Consider the following 18,517-nt stretch of genomic DNA (forward strand, 5'->3'; position numbering starts at 1 on the left):
CTATCGGGGTTAAGCGGAGTTGACTGCCTTTTGTCGCACGTTTCCGCAATATACGTTCGGAGCGCAAAACGGGTCTGGGACTTTTGTCTCAGGCCCGTTTTTTTGTGCAGGCGTTGAACTAATGTTGGTGATTGCCATCTCTGGGCGAGAAGCAACGTTATTTCAAGGGGAACATGTTATACTCGGACAACTAGGTGCGGTCGGGGAAACTGCCTAGCGAAAGAACGGGGGAGAAGTTCGATGGCATTACCAGAGGTAGTTGTACCGCTGTACCATGTTGATACAATTAGTCAAAATGAGAAATTTATAGCTGGCGCATTTTGGCCGTCAAAAGAAGATGGTAAGTGGTGTGGCCGGGGGATGTACTTTTGGGATAATTTTGCGAATGCAGAGTACTGGCGGAGAGACTGGCAGCGGCGTCAGAAAAGTGAATTTAGTGTTGCAACCGCTAGTTGAGTTTGTCAGGAAAGAGATATATTGGATTTGACAGATCAAGTCGTTAGTCAACAAATGGTCGTGACGGCGCGTAAACTGTCACGAAGATATAATATTGAGATAGACTTCAGAAATAATGGCGAGATTGTTAACTTTTTGCACAGTGTGTTAGAAAGAGAAGCAAGCCATCGACTATTTAAGGTTGTGAAACTGGCTGCTTACTATCCACGAACTAAAACTAGAGGATTAATCGCTGACAATGAAAAAGACAGTATCCGACCACAAGCTTCGGCTAAAGTCAAAATTATCTACGCAGTTAGGCATAATGATTTGATTACAAGAAGGGAGGTCCTTTTAAATGGACAACGAAAAACATTCTGGCTTTTTTCAATTTGATATGAACGAAATTGAACATCCTAATCACGAACTGACTGAAGCAGAAATTCAGGAACTACGAGAGAAATATGACATTCGATTAAATCCAGAGAAGGCCAATGCGCCCGAAAACGATGAACTTGTAACCTTTACTGATATACAGTGGGACCGTTTTTGGAAGGATATTGGATTGCCTTCTGATGGGCAAGAGTTAGCAGAAAAACCGAAGGAAAATTAGGCGATATTATAAGATAAGGTTCACGTGCATTACGTTTTCAGCATTTGAAATGGGAAAGCACAATCAGATCCGGAGGAGGCCAGGGACGGAGCCAGCCGTGATAATATTGATAGCTGGCCGCTGGCTAGCTATCAATATGGGCGACTTTTAAGACGCATGGTCTACGCGGCTTAAAAGCGAGCGAGAAGCCGGGTGGTCTTCCAGGCTGAAGCGTCCCCACAGCAGGCATAGTCCCTGGCAGCCGCAGTGCGGCCAATTTGAACCAATATTTCAATAAACACACATACCAAAAAGCACGCCAACTCTCAAAACAAGAGCTGACGTGCCTTTCATTTACAAATAGAAGCTTATTCAGAACGTAAAGCCGTTGCCGCGTCCTTCTTAGCCGCCATCCGTGCGGGGATGTGGCCACCCAGCATGGTCAGAACGGTACTGATGATGATCAGCACGATTCCATGGACCGGGTTAAGGTGCGCAACGTTGCTGAGGTCGGTGATGTTTTGCAGGACGATGTTGATAGGGAACGTCAACAGCCAAGCAATCACGACACCCAACGCACCGGAACCGACACCGAGGATAAAGGTTTCAGCATCGAACACGCGGGTGATATCCTTCTTTCGCGCCCCCAAAGCCTTCAGAATCCCAATTTCCTTGGTCCGTTCCAGCACGGAGGTGTAGGTGATGATGGCAATCATGATCATACTCGTGACCAGTGAAATACCGGCGAAGGCCACCAGTACGTAGGTGATTGCGTCCATCAGACCACCCGTCAGGCTCGAGACCGTACCGGCCATATCGGTGTAGATGACCTTGTCCGCCTTGCTCTTACCCTTATTGTACTTGTCCAAGTAACTCAGGACCTTGTCCTTGTTCTTAAACGTGTTCGGGTAGATCAGGATGCTAGCTGGCGTGGTTGAGCCGCCCAGGTAGCTGACCAGCGTCTTCTTGGTCGTACTGTCAACATTTTGGCCGGTAATCACATTACTGTCGGCTTTCTTTTGGGCCTTAACGATCTTGGAGTCTTTGTTGGCCTGAATGATGTTTTGGGTCAACTTGTCGCTGTAGGCAATTCCGGAAGCCAAAACGTTCTCGGATGATTTCGACTTGACCCGCAGAATCCCAGCGATTTTAATAGTTGTATTATCATTCTTGTTGTACAGGGAAGTTGTCGCCTTGTTTGGCACGTAATTCCCGGTCGGCAGGCTCTGGTAGTAGTCATCGTTGTTGACGGCCTTGATGGTCGTGCCAACGATCTTACTGTAGTCAAACTTCTGGTTGTCCTTGACGCTGTAGCCCAAGTTCTTCAGCGCGTTGATGTTGGTCGAGTTGTCGCGGTCGACAATCAAGACTACATCGTTGGCGCCCTTAGGGTAGGACCCGGACAACAGCTTGTAGTGCTTCTTCAGGAAGGTCGTGCCGCCATCATTAGCACTCGGGTAAACGGAAACACCGACCCCGGTCGAATTGGCCATGGCTGCGGACATCGCACTAGCGGAGCTCGCATTGCTACTGTCGGTGTTGGAGAAGGAGACCGTCTTGGCTTTACCATTGACCTCACGCAACAGGTTCATCCCCGTCGAGTAGGTGTAGGTCACGTTCTTACTCAGCTTACTGTCGAGCTTTTTAACGTAGTTTAAGTAACCTTTGGTAAGCTTGTTGGTATGCGTTGCCTTGTCCGCGTCACTGACCTTGGCCTTGACCTGGTTAGACTTGCTGGTCTTGACCTTGTCGTTGCTGTTGGTGCCCCCCGTAGTGCTCGTGGCTGTCTGTGAAATGGTCACGGGGAACTGCGCGAGCGTGTTGGCCTGGGTCTTGTTGATCTGCGCCTGGAACCCGTTGGACAGCGCCAAGACGATGGCAATGCCGATGATCCCGATGCTGGAGGCAAAGGCGGTCAACGCGGTCCGGCCTTTCTTGGTCCGAATGTTGTTAAAGGATAACTTTAGCGCGGTCCAGAAGGTCATCTTCGTTTTCTTTAATTCAAATTGTTCGGCATCGGCGTGTTCGTTGTAGGGGTCGGAGTCGTGTTGAATCTTCCCATCGGCGAATTCGATGATCCGGTCGGCGTATTGCCGGGCCAAATCGGGGTTATGCGTCACCATGATGACTAGTCGTTCGGCGGAAAGTTCTTTGATCAGCTGCATGATCTCATCGCTGGTCTCGGTATCCAGGGCACCGGTCGGTTCGTCACACAACAGAATCTCAGGCTCGTTAGCGATGGCCCGGGCGATGGCGACCCGTTGGAGTTGCCCACCAGACAATTGGTTTGGCTTCTTACCGATGTGATCGGTCAGGCCGACGCGGTCGAGGGCCTTGAGGGCCTTTGCCTTCTTTTCTTGATTGGAGACACCACTCAGCGTCATCCCCATTTCGACGTTATCGAGGATGCTCAGGTGACCGATGATGTTGTAACTTTGGAAAATGAACCCCACGGAATTATTCCGGTAGGCGTCCCAATCGGCTTCTGAGAAGTCCTTGGTCGACTTACCTTCGATGGCGAGGTCGCCGGAATCGTAGATGTCCAGACCACCAATGCCGTTCAGCATGGTCGTCTTCCCGGAACCACTGGGGCCGAGGATGGCCACGAATTCCTGGGAACGGAAGGCAACGGAGACGTCGTCGAGGGCCTTAGTGACCGAATCGCCGACGTAGTAGTATTTCTTGATGTGTTTGAGTTCCAGCATTTAAAATAATCCTTTCATATTTTGAGTTCGACTATCGTTCCAACGTTTTTTCTGATAAAATAGCATTATTGCAACACTGTGTCTTATATTCTAAAAACAAACAGCACCGCTGGCAATCATCAATGTTAGCAGAACTGTTGTTAACGCAACAAATTACGCAAAACTGTTGCATTTATGGGAGTGAGTCTTTATGGTTGGTGTGAAAAATAATCGCCGGGCGCAGTACACCCAGCAGGTGATTCAGGAGACCGTGCTGTCCTTATTGGAAAGTAAACCGATCAACGCGATTTCGGTCACCGAAGTCTGTGAGCAGGCCGACGTTAACCGCACCACGTTCTACCGGTACTATACCGACATTTATGATTGTGTCGAAAGCATCGAAAAGGCGTTTGTGACCTCGCTGAACCCCCTCATGAGTGGAGGAACGCCGTCGCAGGCCTTGGAACACCTGTTGATGGCGTTCTACCAAGACAAGAAGCTCAGCAATCTGGTTTTTGTCGAGGGCAAAACGCAACTACTGAAGCGGATGCAGGAATTATTGAAGCAAAGTGGACCAGAACCGCCGCTGATCGATAATTATCAGGGCGTCTACATTGGCGCGGGAATCCAGAGCATTTTGAAGAAGTGGGTCAAAGATGGCATGCCGGAGACCCCGCAGCAGCTCACACAGATCATTATCGACACGATTTTGGCGAAAAATTTTGACGATCTGCGTGACGTGGTATTGTAGCTGGTTTAGCCGTTATTAATAAAATTATGTGAAAAAGCGCTAAATGTAAGGGGTAAATATTACATTTTGCCCGAAATGCCGGGAAACAGTTGTCTTTTTGCCCGGCATTATTTATCATGGTATCTGACTGTATGGAATTATATGGAAGAAAAATTAAGTGAGGAACACATCACAATGAAAAAAATGATTATTCATGGCGGCCAACGCCTCACAGGTGAAGTGACGATTGGCGGCGCTAAAAATAGCACAGTAGCATTAATTCCGGCAGCGATTTTGGCTGATACACCGGTTCGTTTCGATACGGTACCGGATATTCTTGATGTGCACAACCTAATGTTAATTTTGAAATCAATGAACGTGCGCTCGACGTTTGAAGATGGGGTCTTGACCATTGACCCCACGGAGATCGTGGAAGCACCACTCCCGAGTAAGGCCATCAAGAGCCTGCGGGCGTCGTATTATTTTATGGGGTCCTTGTTGGGGCGGTTCCAACGGGCCACGCTAAGTTTTCCTGGCGGCGACAATATCGGGCCACGGCCAATCGACCAGCACATTAAGGCGTTCAAGGCTTTGGGTGCTTCGGTCGAGGAACATGACGGCACGGTGCGGATTACGACGGGTCCCGAAGGCTTACACGGCGCCCGGATCTTCTTGGACATGGTCTCCGTGGGAGCAACGATCAACTCCATCTTGGCGGCTGTGAAGGCAGTCGGCACGACGGTGATCGAAAATGCGGCCAAGGAACCGGAAATCATTGATATTGCGACCTTCCTGAACAACATGGGTGCGCATGTCCGTGGTGCCGGGACCGACGTGATTCGGATCGAAGGGGTCGCAACGTTGCGGGCGATGAACACGCACACGATTATCCCGGACCGGATCGAAGCCGGAACTTACTTATCGATGGCGGCTGCCGTGGGGGATGGCGTGGTGTTGAAGAACGTCATTCCAGAACATTTGGAAGCCTTCACTGCGAAAATGATTGAAATGGGCGTACCGCTGGAAATCAACGAGGACAGTATTTACGTCCCGCGGGTGGACAGCTTGAAGCCCATTCAGATCAAGACGATGCCGTTCCCGGGATTTGCCACGGACCTGCAGCAGCCGATTACGCCGCTGCTATTCAAGGCGGACGGGAGCAGCGTGGTCATTGATACCATTTACCCGAAGCGTATCAAGCACATTGCCGAGCTGCGGAAGATGGGCGCCAATATTCGGTCCGAAGAAGGCACCATCGTGGTGGACCCCACCCATGACTTAATGGGCTCACAGGTCCAGGCCGGCGAGATTCGGGCCGGGGCGTCACTCGTGATTGCCGGCTTAATGGCCGACGGGGATACCGAGATCAGCCAGGCGGATAATATTTTGCGTGGGTACGATCGAATTGTTGATAAATTAGCGGCATTGAACGCCGATGTTGAAATCGTTGAGGACAGTTTGGTGGAGAATGGCCAAGATTAGCCATTGCCGCTTAACTTATTTCATGTTATAATTCAACGGTTGACGATTAAAATCAATCTCTGTTCCAGTAAATGGATCAGGGCAAAGGAGCGTAATACATTATGAAGCAAGGAATTCACCCAGATTACCACGAAGTTGTGTTCCAAGACTCAAGTACTGGTTTCCAGTTCTTGTCTGGTTCAACGGCAACTTCAGCTGAAACGGTTGAATGGGAAGACGGCAACACCTACCCATTGATCCGTGTCGAAATTTCTTCAGATTCCCACCCATTCTACACTGGTAAGCAAAAGTTTACTCAGGCCGATGGTGCTGTGGATCGTTTCAACAAGAAGTACGGCTTATCCAACGACTAATTATAAAATTTATGATTTGTCTGATCCGGTACGGTTTATCCGTTACCGGATTTTTTTGTGCAGTCGATTCGAGAGAGTAGCAAGCAAGTAGTAGACAGAAGGTTCTGGTTGAGTAGCGGGTAGAGCGTGATGGGAACTAAGGGAAGTAATCAGCCATTTGACATTTGTCATTGCTAGGCTGAATGTAATCGAATTTTGGGGGATTACTGAAGGATAAAGGAAGGAAACGGCGCTAATTAGCTAGCTGCAACTCAATTATTGAGGGCTAATCTTCGATATCTGGCGGAGAAAAGCCGATTTTGATGGTAAAAACTTATGGACAAGTAAGCTAAATGGCCAACCACAGAGCGTGGGCTTATGAATAATTGTGGTATTAATCCATTATTGGTATCCATTGTCCGTGGGTAGGGAGATTATGTTAGGATAGTTGCTTGCTAATAGATAGATGGAGGAGAACGGCGTTGGTAGCACTAATAAGCGTCAATTTGACAACGATAGGAATATGACCATGAGCGGTCGTTCGTTGCCTTAGAGGGATAACTAGACGGATTAAAGGCAATTCCAGTGGGTAGGAGCGTCACTCAGAATCGTTCCTGTTTCCTTTTTGTAAGAAATAGGGTAAACTTCACTGCGAAGTGATAAATGGGGAAGTGGAAACCATGGCAGAGAAACAACAACCCAAGAAGCACCGGTGGCGGTGGTTCTGGTCGGTAATCTTTCTATTATTAATCGTGGTCTCGTTGGGCCTGATTTTTAACGAGCAGATCAAGAATTGGTTGATTTCATCCTATCAACCACAGATCACGCGCAAGTCGGTCAAGAAAAGTGAGAAGCAGAACGCCTCGTACGACTTTAGCAAGGTTAAGTCGCTGGACTTCTCGACGGTCGCTAAGGCCCGGTGGAACACGGCGGATATACACGTCGTCGGTGAGATCCTAATGCCGGACTCCAAGGTGCATTTGCCGATCGCTAAGGGGGTCAGCAATGAGGTCTTGGCACTGACGGCGGGCACCATGCGGCCGGATCAGAAGATGGGCCAAGGCAATTATCCATTGGCGGGGCACCATATGTCGTCACAGGCGTTGCTATTCAGCCCACTCTACTGGAAGACGCGGGTCGGGCAGAGCATCTACCTAACCAACGCCAAGACGGTCTATGTGTACAAGGTCAGTGTGCGGAAGTTCATTCCGGCGACCGACGTGCAGGTCGTAGCCCAGACCAAGAAGAAACTGGTTACCCTGATTACGTGTGACGCAACCGGTGCCAACCGATTAATGATCCGCGGGACGTACGTGAAGCAGATGGCGTACAAAAACGCGCCAACTTCGGTTCAAAAAGGGTTCCACGGGAGTTTTAATAACAAATATTGAAGGAAATCCTTCGAAAAATGACATTTTTTGCCCAAAAAACAAAAAATGTTGTTTTTTTTTATTTATTTTTTGCTTGTGAAATTTTTAAAGGCCGTTTTAAGCCTATAGGGGAGGGAAACACAGTACTTGCAAGGGGTTTCAAAAGTTGTTTTACTATACTAACGACTATGACTGGTGAGCAAACACCCTATAAACGACTATAAAAAATCACTTATCAAACGATATTTAATTAGTTGGGCACCTAAAGTTACTAACTGTACCGTGACTTTTTAGGGCCAACAAACGTTGATATAACAACGATTAAATTGTAATGATGTTTATACTATAAAACGATAATTATAGGATAAAATGATTCGACGGGACTCGTTTTTCCCCACACATGATTAATTGTGGACAGAACCGAAAATGCGTGTTACTATAGCAATGTAATCAGATGAGAGGTCATCAGATGATTCAAACAAGCACCATGAAAATGGTACGTTGCAAGTTGGAAAAGGCTAAAAGGATCAAGGATGTGAGGATGGGACAGCGATGCGATTTAGAAAAATAGGATTGCTGATACTGAGCCTGCTAATCGTCAGTTGGGGATTTCCAATGGCCGTTCGGGCTGATGTCCAGCAATCAACTTACTCGGTAGAGTTAACACCGCCGAAGTCATCATCTAATTCAGGAATCCTGACATCAGGTAATGACGGCGACCTCGTCAATGAGGGATCCAACAGCGGGACAACGACACCAACGAACGTGAGCAATTCAGGTTCGGGGGCTACCGTAAGTCAGAGCGCTGACAAAGGAACGCCAGCTACAAGCCAAGGTTTGACCGGCCGTTTACCTCAGACTTCTGAGGAACGCGCAGGCCTAGGGGCCATGGCAGGTATCATCTTAATGTTGTGTGTTTGGATAGGACTATTAATTGGTAGAAGAAAAGACAAGGACAATCAAGTTGAGGGAGATAAATATCATGACTAAAAAAACTTTACAATTACTTGCTACTGCTGCACTCGTTGCTGGATTCGGATTCACTACTGTAACTGCTAATGCTGCTGACACTACTGAAACTGGTTCAAAGACGACTACCGCAAAGGTAAACTTGACTCAAAAGACAGTTACGCCAACCGACCCAGACAACCCAAACACCGCTGGTAACATCATGTTAACTCAGGCACCATCATTTGACTTTGGTAAACAAGAACTCGATGGGGTTACGACATCATACACTAAGAGCATTACTAACACCGCCGCATCAGATGGCGGTATCATGACTAGTAACCTGCAAGTTGTTAACCCTGGTGCTCCTAGTGGTTGGAACATTCAAGTTAAGTCTACTGGGCTGGCTACTACTGATGGTGTAAGCTTAAAGGGTTCTGACATCGCCTTAACTAATGGTGATATCACAACGACTAACAAGGATGCCGCTGGTGCCCTTGATACGAGTAACGCACCAACCTTCAGTAACACATCTATTAAGATTGATTTGAACAGTGGGGCCTACGTACCAGTTGCCAGTGCTGCTGCTTCAGTTGGTAAGACAGACACAACTGCCGAAGTTGCCGCACAAGGTGTTGGTACTTGGAACATGGCCTTTTCTAAAGCTGACTTAAACATCGCTGGTTCTAACGTTGCTGGCGAATACACTGGTAACTTGGTTTGGGCCTTGACTAATGCACCTACTGGTATGGCTACTGACCCTGCTCCAACCAAGTAAGTTCTAAGCACTTGGAAATAAAGATCAGGCTAGGGGGGCTGCGTAGTGACTAGATATCTACTATTGATAGTTGCTTCGCTGGCTCTAGGAGTCGGGGCCGTCAGTACAGTTCAGGTTAATGCCATGGCCGATACTTCGAGCGGTAGTATTACCTCTAAGTCTTCCGTTAACTTAACACCTGGAAGTGGTACTAACCCGGTTAATCCTGTTGATCCGGGTGGCTCTGGTGATAAGTTCCCGGGTGACGGCGAGGATCCTGGAAACGAAGGTACGGGTTCGACCGGCAAATTGACGCTTGACTACGTGTCAGATTTCAAGTTTCAGCAACAGGGAATTTCCAATGGTCAAATTCTTACGACGGCTACAAATCCTAACGCGTTCGTTCAGATTAGTGATCGACGTGCGACAGGGGCTGGCTGGCAGTTGCAAGTGAATCCGAGTGAATTAGTAGGTGAGAAAGACTCATCCACGATTTCTTCGGGGGCGTCAATCCAACTTGGAGCGGCGGAGTTTATCGCCTCGGGACAGAATGTTTATGCTGCGCCCCAGGTCGTTGCAACACCAACACAGCTTATTCCGATTGGTAGTTATTCAAAAATAGCTCAGGCTAATAAGTTCGCGGGTGTTGGAACGTGGATTATGAGATTAAACTATAATACGAGTGAACCAACAAACTTAATCGTTTTAGGTTCTGCTGTGACACAGCAACAGACGTATCAAGGCACCCTATCATGGATGCTGACCGATACGCCACAATAAAGAAATTGCATGGGTAGCGGTGGCGACAGTCACCGCTATTTTTGTTATAATATGAATATCATGTGAGAAAGTCGGAGGCTGGAAATCATGAAGCGTTATTTGCGAATATTAATGATGCTTGGGGTCATCTTTACGTTTGGAGGATTAACGCAGAGTACGGCTCATGCTGAGGGAGTTGGGTACTCGGTAGCGGCATCGTTACCTAAGAACCAGGACGATAAGAGTGTGACTTATTTTGCTCTGCGAGTGAAGCCAAATGAACAACAGAAGTTAAATGTGGTTATCTCCAACACAAGCAAGAAGAAATCAAGCTTTGAATATGGGGTCAACCAAGCGATTACGAACAATAACGGGGTTATTGACTATAGTGATGCCAATCCTAAACTGGATAGTTCTTTGAAGATTGGTATTAAGGATGTCATTCAAGAGAAAAAGGCTCAGAAAATTACGATTCCGGCCAAAAGCTCTAAAGTGGTGACGTTATCTTACAAGATGCCCGCTGATAAGATCAAGGGGATGATTCTTGGTGGCTTTTACGTTCGTAAGCTAGACGTCAACAAGGGGCAGTCAAGCAAGGGTGTTAACATCCGTAACCAATTTGCTTACGTTATTGGTGTTCGGCTGCGTGAAAGTAGCGCGTACGTTGGACCGAACATGAAGTTAAATGAGGTTAAAGCGGGACAAATCAACTCCTATAACCAAGTTCAAGCTAACCTACAAAACCCAGAACCCGGCATTATGTCGAACTTAAAGGTTAAAGCCAAGGTGACGAAGCAGGGTGAAAGCAAAACTGTTTTAAGTAACCAAAAGTCTAATATGGCGATGGCGCCAAACAGTAACTTTAACTACTCCATTCCTTGGGGTGATACGAAGTTACAAGCTGGTAATTACACATTAACGTTAGATGCGACTGCTAAGGGTGGCTACACTTGGCACTTCACCAAGAACTTCACCATTACGCAGGCTCAGATCAATTCCTTAAAGAACAAGATCAATACGCCCCAACAAAAGAACTACTTCTGGTGGTTCGTTGGCGGTGGGATTCTAATCCTCTTGTTGATTGCGATTATCATTTACCTGATCTGGAAGCGGCGTCGTGATGACGATGACTACTACGATGACGATGATGACGAAAACTAAAATTAGATAATTAAGAAGCGTCACGATGAATGACAGGTAGTAACCTGGTACTCATTGTGACGCTTTTTTGTCCAAAATAAGTGGCAGTTGGTTTTTACAGTCAATTGCCCCTGAATGAATTCAGCGGCTTGTCGCTCACGTGTCTTGCAACACAGTAGTCCAACATGCCTGTTAAGACACTCCTACTCGTAGTGGCAACATCATCGGGTAATTGACGGCTACCCGTTTAACTACCAGGTTTACCCAGCAGTTGTTAGCTTCTTAATCTTTGAATATTTGATGCCGCTCAACCAATCTTGTCCCAGCATCTCAATATTCATTGCTCCTAATCGGTCATCATTACAGCGATACTGGCATTGTTTACACCAATATTCATGAGTATCGTGATGCCGATTGGCTTTCTCAACTAGCCCACACTTAGGACAGCGTTGTGAGGTGAATGCTGGATTCACTTTCACGACCGCACTTTGGATAGCCTGAGCCTTGTACGTTAAGAAAGATTCAAGCTGGAAGAGGACCAGGACCGGTGACTATTGCGTAATGCTTTAGGTAAGTCATCGGTGTTGAATGTCACATTGGTTAAGTCCTCCAAAACGAAAAGTATATGCGCACCGTATACTGCGACGAGTGTCTTAGCTAGCCGATGATTTATATCGGTCATCCAGCGGTTCTCTCGTTGAGCTAATTGCTTTAGTTTTCTCTTGGCAGACGTGGTATCTTTACTTTGCAGTTGTCGACGAATCTCCAGAAACTTCTTTCGCTTACGTAAGATCTTTTTCCCGTCAAAGAATAGCGTTTTTCCTTTACTATCAAAGGCAGTTGCCAAGAACCGTAAACCACGGTCAATACCGACAATCTGCGGGTTACCTTGCTGATTGAAATCAAGAACCTCTTTGGTAATACCAATATGGAGGAACCACTTGCCCCGGTTATGGACCAATTTGGCAGTACCGAGTTTCCAGTCATCGGTAAAGTATTTCTCAAAACCTTTATTGGTGAAGTTCAGCTTAGTTCTTTTGCCTAAAGTAGTCATTGAAATTTTCCGCATCTTATCTACAAAAGAATAGTTACTCTGGCGAACTAAATCCGCTTGTGGGCGACGAAACTGGATGGGCTTTATCAACCAGGTCAGGTCTTTGGGAACTTGAATCCACTTGTTTTCTTCGTTCTTGTAGCGATAAGGATTTTGCTTCATTTGTTCCTGAACTGTCTTGTAGCGAGCAACAACTGTCCGAAATACAGACTGGACCATCTGACTATTGAGCGGTGATTTTTGTCTTAATATTTTGTACAGGTGATGATTGATTTTTAACCAACTCAGCTGAAACTCATGATCAAATATCCATTGACTGACAAGATTAGCTAATCGTTGATATTCGCGGCTCATTGCTAGAAATTGATCTGCTTGATTTGTGTCCGGATAGAGTCTCAATTTGATTGTTCGTCCCAGTTTAACCAATAGCTACCTCCCCTGTAGATTGGATTAAGTATACCACGTTTCACTCTTGAATAGGGGAACGTACGTTTTAGAAAACGTTAAATTCTGGCATTCATCCCGCAATCAAAATCGCAGGTTTTCTGCTTAGTCATTAATAAACTATTTCAAATAAAGATAAACAGCTATGATTATTTCACAATATATCGTATAATTACATTGATAATATAACTCTTTAGCGGATTATTATATGAAAGGAAAACCTGTACTTTAATAGACTGGTTACTACTTTTGATATATGTAACGCTGATGAAAGACGCTGATTTACAGATGGCGTTAGAAAGAAGTTGTTGACCTGAATCTTTGCATTGTCACTCAAACAAGCAATCAATCGTGACGGTGTTTGACTAGAAAGGATTGGATTTAAATGAAGATGAAGCACGTGTTGACCGGGGTTATTGCGGTCGCTGCTGCTAGTCTTTTGGGTGGGTCACCAATTATGGGACACGCTGACGATGACTATAACCATGCAGTAGCAACGATGCCACATGGCTTGCCGGTAGCCGGTTATTTTAACATACCGACATTTGCGAATAGTGGGGTGCCGAACTCGGCGAAAACGGCAGACAGTCCGACCGATGAGACGCAGGCAGTCCAGATTACAAATGATGCGAACCAAGTGGGGTCAATCTGGGCGGCACGCGATAAATACTATTTTGATTTCACACGTGACCAACAGGCCGCCATGTGGATGTACTTTGGGAATAAAGGGACAACGTTAGCCGGCGACGGCATGGCGTTTGTTATTCAAAATGATTCGCGCGGTGAGCAGGCCATTGCGACACAGGGGGCCTCAAGCACACCGGCCGTTGGGCAGACCTTGGGCGTTTGGGGGTATGCCTCCCTGGCAGCCAATGAAAATGGTCAAAACGTTGCTAAACGTGCCATTCAGAACAGTTGGGCGCTGGAATTCGATACGTTTGCGAACAAACAGCGGCCGACCTCACCGAATGACATTCCGGGGAGTTTTGACTTTCAGCTCACCGGTCCCCATTTAACGGCTAATTATCCTGCCCAATCGGGAACCTATACGACGATGAGTTTTGATACGAAATACTCCTATACGCAGATGAATCATGGGATTGATTCCGTCTTGTATGGCGGTCCGTTGATTAAAACGCCGCTCTCGGACGGACAGTGGCACCATGTGACCGTCGATTATAAAGCACCGACAAACGGCACGACTAAGGGAACGATGACGTATACCATCAATGACAAACAACCGGCGAGTGGGGCGGTTCAACCGAAACTGTCAACGACAACCACTTTTGACTACAGTCTCTTGAAAGATCCCGATACGACCGGAACGCATCCAGCTAATACGGGACGGTGGGGCTTCACGGGGTCGACTGGGGCCACCTGGGAGAATAACTTGGTCGTCTTTGAACAGATGCCTGGGTTGGTCAAGGCAACGGGGGCCGCTAAGATTTACAACCGCAGTGACAAAGATTCAGCGGGGAACTCCACGGAAGTCACGGCTGGCAAACGCGTGACGGGAGGCGACCGTCTACAACTGGACTATCAACTGAATTATGATTCGGGGCGGGTCGACTGGGATAATATTTCCGCTGCGGTGCGCTTACCAGATAATGTAAGCGTTGACTCCGGGACGGTCACCTATGCTAATGGCAACACCGAAACTGTAGATTTGAAAGGGTTAAGCGGTCAAAATCTGTCTTTCAAATTAGGACAGATGCTAAATGCGGATAACCGAAACGCAACGGTTTCCTTGTACGGTAAGGCGGCTAATCCAGCCAGTGAGTCGACGGTTGCCAGTCAAACGAGCAAGTTCTCCGGTCCCAACGCAATCGTCACAGCCGACACACCGTCGTTTATTCTTGCTCATTCGAATGTCGATTTTAATCTGAAGGTGACAAGTGACACGACCGTCTCGGTAGCCTCGACCTCAGCAACGCCAACAATCACTGGGAATGCCGTGTTGACCGGATCAACGCAGACCAGCACCGGCTTTACCCTCCACCCTAATTTGAACGGCAAAGATCTCAAAACCGTTCCGGTCACCGTCACTAAGGATACGGCGGGGGGCTACACCGGGGACTTTTCCTACCAGTTGCCAAAAGACGCCGGCTTGGTTAAGGGCGACAACACGCTGACGTTAACAGCGACTGATGATGCCGGTGGGTACACGTCAACAGTGGGTACGGTCACGCTGAATGTGGGCAAGTTAGACTGGGGTGTCGTTAATGGGGCAAGTAGTTTTGAAGATGTCACGTTGACCGGAACCAGTCAAACCGTTACCAGAAAAGGTGATTGGCGCGTGGAAGTTGACAATCAGGTGGGGACTAACTGGAAAATGATGGCGGCACTGACGACACCATTTACCGATGTCGATACGGGGAACAAGCTTGCCGGGAATCTTTTATACAAAGGTTCGGCCACAGAGGACCCCGTCACAATGTCGCCTGAATCCGTCATCGTGACTGACCAATCAGCGCATCCTGCCAGTGGGACGACGGATGTTTCTCAGGATTGGAAGACGGACACGGGAATGTTATTAGAAGTTGGTGGCGGTGCGACAGCCGGTGCTTATCAAGGGCAGATTACGTGGACGCTAGTTAATGCAGAATAAAGCGGATGGTGCGGTGGAAGTGAGCCGCATCATTTTTGTATTGGCGTTAAATTTGATTTATGTCAATCCTTGACTAGTTTTCATAATAAACTGTTATAAATATACGGTAAACACCTATGATTATTCTACGTTCGGTTGTATACTTAGGCCGATGGTCCGAGACTGGTCTGTACCAAATTGACTTGGATCAAAGATGTGAGGACGAGGTGCTGATAGGGATAAGCGTAACAATCATTCGTACGCGTCTAATCCGGCTATATAGGAGAAAAAGTTGAGGGGCTAAATGACTAGGCCGATGAGAGTAACGGGTAGGCCAATAGTATTTTGGTAGAAGGGAATTGGATTTCGATGAAGATGAAGCACGTTTTGACTGGAATAGTGGTGGCCGTGGCTGCTGGTGTACTGGGCGGATCGGTCGTGGGGCATGCGGATGCGGACTATGATCATGCGATTGGTAGTATGCCACCTGGGTTACCAATTGAAGGATACTTTCATAGTCAGGGCTTTATGAATAGCTCTGTTCCCAATTCAGCGAAGACTGTGAATGGTACTAGTGATAGTAGTCGACAAGCCGTTCAAATCAATGATGGCGTTGGGCAGGTTGGCTCAGTGTGGGCAGAGCGTGACAAATACTATTTTGACTTCACTAAGGATCAACGTGCCTCAATGTGGATGTATTTTGGAAATAAAGGTGCTCAAAATGCTGGCGACGGTATGGCCTTTGTTATTCAAAATGATTGGCGTGGCGAGCAGGCTATTGCAGCGAATAACTTTTCTTTTGATCCGGCTATAGGTCAGACGTTAGGTGTTTGGGGATACGCATCAAGTCGGGCAGATGAGAATGAACTTAATGTGGCTAGACGGGCGATTCAGCATAGCTGGGCGCTTGAATTTGACACCTTTACTAACATGAACAGTCCAGTGGATGATAAATCTATTCCCGGAAGCTTTGATTTTCAGGTTGGTTCGCAGGGAGTAGTTAAAGTTCCTCAACCGCACATTGCTTCGAATTATCCAGCTGTATCAACTCCAGCCGGATCAACAACTGGGGAAGGTACTTACAAGACAAATAGTTTTACGGGGCAATTTGGTGAGTATTCTTATACGAGGCTACAGCACAACGGACTTATCAAGACACCACTATCTGACGGGGCTTGGCACCATGTCACTATCGACTACAAAGCCCCTACCGATGGGACCACTACGGGAAATATGACTTATACCATCAATGACAAGCAACTTTCGGGCAGTGGGGCACAGGAAAAACAATCGGAAACTGTTGATTTCGACTACAGTCTTCTCAAGGATTCAGATATAGACGGCCCGCATGAAGCTAAAAGCGGACTTTGGGGCTTTACCGGAACGACTAGTAACATCAACTGGGAGAATAATCTTGTTGTCTTCGAACAAATACCAGGACTAGTCGACGCCAACGGTTCTGCCAAAATCTATAACCGTAGCCGCCTCGACACTTCCGGACAGCCAACCGAAGTATCTGCCGGCCAGAATGTGACGGGTGGGGACCGACTGCGTTTGGACTACCAGTTGCAGTACAATACCGGTCGCGTCGATTGGGACAACATCGCTGCAGAAGTTCATCTACCAGACCACGTGACGGTCAACTCCGGAACGATTACCTATGCCAACGGCAAGACTGAGACGGTTGATTTGAGTAATCTCAGTGGTCAAAATCTGTCATTTAAACTAGGTCAGCTGCTAAACACCGACAATCGCACCGCTACGATTTCTCTAGAGGGTAAGGCTGATAATCCGGCTAACGATACGTCTGTGGTCAGCCAGACCAGCAAGTTCTCCGGACCGAACGCCATTGCTACAGCTGACACACCGGCATTTAACCTGGTCCATTCAAACGTCGATTTTAACCTGAAGGTAACTAGTGCGCCTAACATTTCTCTGGCCGCCACGACCGCAACGCCCACGATAACTGGGAACGCAACGCTGAGTGGTACCGGTAAGGAAAGCACCAACTTTACGCTTCATCCAGTTTTAAATGGTCAAGCACTCAAGACCATCTCGTTTCCGGCCAGCAGAAACGATGGGGGTGCCTACACCGGGAACTTTACTTACAAGCTGCCAAATGATTCGGGATTGAAAAAGGGCGCCAATACCCTAACACTAACCGCAACCGATGATGCCACCGGCCATGAGTCAACAGCTGGCGAGGTCATTCTGAACGTGGGTGAGCTGGACTGGGGGATAGTGAATGACAATAGTAGCTTCAAGGACACTACGCTCACGGGGATTGGCCAAACGGTTCCACGGAATGCCGACTGGCACGTTGAAGTCAACAATCAGTCGGGGGCTAATTGGAAAATGATGGCGGCCTTGACCACGCCATTTGCTAACCAATCTGGTAAGCTGGCTGGGAATCTCATTTATCAGCCAGCCGTGGGTGAGCCCGAGCTGATGTCTGAGCAACCGGTCGCGGTGGCTGACCGGTCAACCGATCCTGGTAATGTGACGACCGATATCTGTACCACGAATTGGAAAGCGGATACGGGAATGCTGCTCAAAGTTAACGGTGGCGCTACAGCTGGAGATTATCAGGGGCAGATCACGTGGACACTAGTTAATGCGGCATAATTGAAGACTGATTGAGCTGGCACGGTGATTTTTTGACCGTGCCTTTTTGAGTTAACCAAGTAACCTTACGAATATGGCCAGCAAGCTAAGCTACGTAAAAGGATAAACTTATCAGCGACTGCTGGTTTAGCGTTAAAAAAAGTAAGATAAAAGTTAAATTTTGTCAGTTGAATTGATTGCTCATTAATTAGTAAGTTAATCCAACTATCCAACGATTATATGTTTGAAGTATTTATGAGATTAACTGCATGATTTGGATGTGAACTTCTTTGATTGTTTGTCCTGATATCGTATAATGGGGTTAGACAAATAGCGTGTAATCAGTCCTGAAGCCTGATTACATGTAGATGACCTCTCAAATTAAAATGATTACGTAAATCGAATTTTGCAATGTCTTTTTTCTTATTCTAAAGATTCTAAGTCAGTCTTTTTATATTGTGAATTTTAAAACAATATGTGCTGGTAAAACGAATGAATCTGATCAATTTAAAACGACTAATTTGTCCCATAAAATAGTAACTGTATTTTCTATTATTACTAGGGGCGGTTACATGAGTCAAGGGTAAAGGGGGAGAATC

The 18,517-nt window shown here is 47.1% G+C and carries 13 protein-coding genes and 1 pseudogene; 12 read left to right on the top strand and 2 right to left on the bottom strand.

The annotated features are described in order from the left end of the window. The first annotated feature begins 240 nt into the window (after positions 1–240). Both JUF10_RS09760 and JUF10_RS09765 read left to right on the top strand, forming a co-directional pair. Positions 241–456 (top strand): hypothetical protein, encoded by a 216-nt coding sequence (locus tag JUF10_RS09760; protein ID WP_203641988.1) that lies wholly within the window; start codon positions 241–243, stop codon positions 454–456. 337 nt (positions 457–793) lie between these two features. Further along, complete coding sequence (locus JUF10_RS09765; RefSeq protein ID WP_203641989.1) at positions 794–1,048, top strand: hypothetical protein; 255 nt, start codon at positions 794–796, stop codon at positions 1,046–1,048. Between the two features lie 347 nt (positions 1,049–1,395). On the opposite strand, the gene JUF10_RS09770 is transcribed toward JUF10_RS09765, so the two are convergent. Then, positions 1,396–3,732 (bottom strand): ABC transporter ATP-binding protein/permease, encoded by a 2,337-nt coding sequence (locus JUF10_RS09770; RefSeq protein WP_203641990.1) that lies wholly within the window; start codon positions 3,730–3,732, stop codon positions 1,396–1,398. A gap of 190 nt (positions 3,733–3,922) precedes the next feature. On the opposite strand from JUF10_RS09770, the gene JUF10_RS09775 reads away from it, so the two are divergent. The 8 genes from JUF10_RS09775 to JUF10_RS09810 all read left to right on the top strand — a co-directional run bounded on the left by JUF10_RS09775 (position 3,923) and on the right by JUF10_RS09810 (position 11,250). Beyond that, complete coding sequence (locus JUF10_RS09775) at positions 3,923–4,462, top strand: TetR/AcrR family transcriptional regulator (protein WP_203641991.1); 540 nt, start codon at positions 3,923–3,925, stop codon at positions 4,460–4,462. A gap of 174 nt (positions 4,463–4,636) precedes the next feature. Beyond that, on the top strand, positions 4,637–5,923 hold the full coding sequence (gene murA, locus JUF10_RS09780) for a UDP-N-acetylglucosamine 1-carboxyvinyltransferase (protein ID WP_203641992.1): 1,287 nt from the start codon (positions 4,637–4,639) through the stop codon (positions 5,921–5,923). Positions 5,924–6,024: 101 nt separating this feature from the next. After that, complete coding sequence (locus tag JUF10_RS09785; protein ID WP_048732595.1) at positions 6,025–6,276, top strand: type B 50S ribosomal protein L31; 252 nt, start codon at positions 6,025–6,027, stop codon at positions 6,274–6,276. 659 nt (positions 6,277–6,935) lie between these two features. Further along, on the top strand, positions 6,936–7,646 hold the full coding sequence (locus JUF10_RS09790; protein WP_203641993.1) for a class A sortase: 711 nt from the start codon (positions 6,936–6,938) through the stop codon (positions 7,644–7,646). Between the two features lie 531 nt (positions 7,647–8,177). Beyond that, positions 8,178–8,615 (top strand): LPXTG cell wall anchor domain-containing protein, encoded by a 438-nt coding sequence (locus JUF10_RS09795; RefSeq protein ID WP_203641994.1) that lies wholly within the window; start codon positions 8,178–8,180, stop codon positions 8,613–8,615. Further along, the gene (locus tag JUF10_RS09800) at positions 8,608–9,351 is read left to right on the top strand and encodes a WxL domain-containing protein (RefSeq protein ID WP_203641995.1); all 744 of its coding nucleotides are present in this window, start codon (positions 8,608–8,610) and stop codon (positions 9,349–9,351) included. The genes JUF10_RS09795 and JUF10_RS09800 overlap by 8 nt, the downstream gene beginning before the upstream one ends. A gap of 45 nt (positions 9,352–9,396) precedes the next feature. Then, positions 9,397–10,110: a WxL domain-containing protein gene (locus JUF10_RS09805; protein ID WP_203641996.1), complete on the top strand. Its 714-nt coding sequence runs from the start codon at positions 9,397–9,399 to the stop codon at positions 10,108–10,110. Between the two features lie 87 nt (positions 10,111–10,197). After that, positions 10,198–11,250 carry a WxLIP family cell surface protein gene (locus JUF10_RS09810; protein ID WP_203641997.1) on the top strand — a complete coding sequence of 351 codons (1,053 nt, stop codon included), beginning with the start codon at positions 10,198–10,200 and terminating at the stop codon, positions 11,248–11,250. A 239-nt stretch (positions 11,251–11,489) separates the two neighbouring features. On the opposite strand, the pseudogene JUF10_RS09815 reads toward JUF10_RS09810, so the two are convergent. Next, a pseudogene (locus tag JUF10_RS09815) lies at positions 11,490–12,709 on the bottom strand (RNA-guided endonuclease TnpB family protein). Positions 12,710–13,112: 403 nt separating this feature from the next. On the opposite strand from JUF10_RS09815, the gene JUF10_RS09820 reads away from it, so the two are divergent. After that, positions 13,113–15,335 carry an L-type lectin family protein gene (locus tag JUF10_RS09820; RefSeq protein WP_203641998.1) on the top strand — a complete coding sequence of 741 codons (2,223 nt, stop codon included), beginning with the start codon at positions 13,113–13,115 and terminating at the stop codon, positions 15,333–15,335. A gap of 348 nt (positions 15,336–15,683) precedes the next feature. After that, positions 15,684–17,939, top strand: a complete 2,256-nt coding sequence (locus JUF10_RS09825; RefSeq protein WP_203641999.1) for an L-type lectin family protein — start codon at positions 15,684–15,686, stop codon at positions 17,937–17,939. Positions 17,940–18,517: the final 578 nt, after the last annotated feature.

The organism is Levilactobacillus andaensis, assembly GCF_016861695.1.
Classification (GTDB): Bacteria; Bacillota; Bacilli; order Lactobacillales; family Lactobacillaceae; genus Levilactobacillus; species Levilactobacillus andaensis.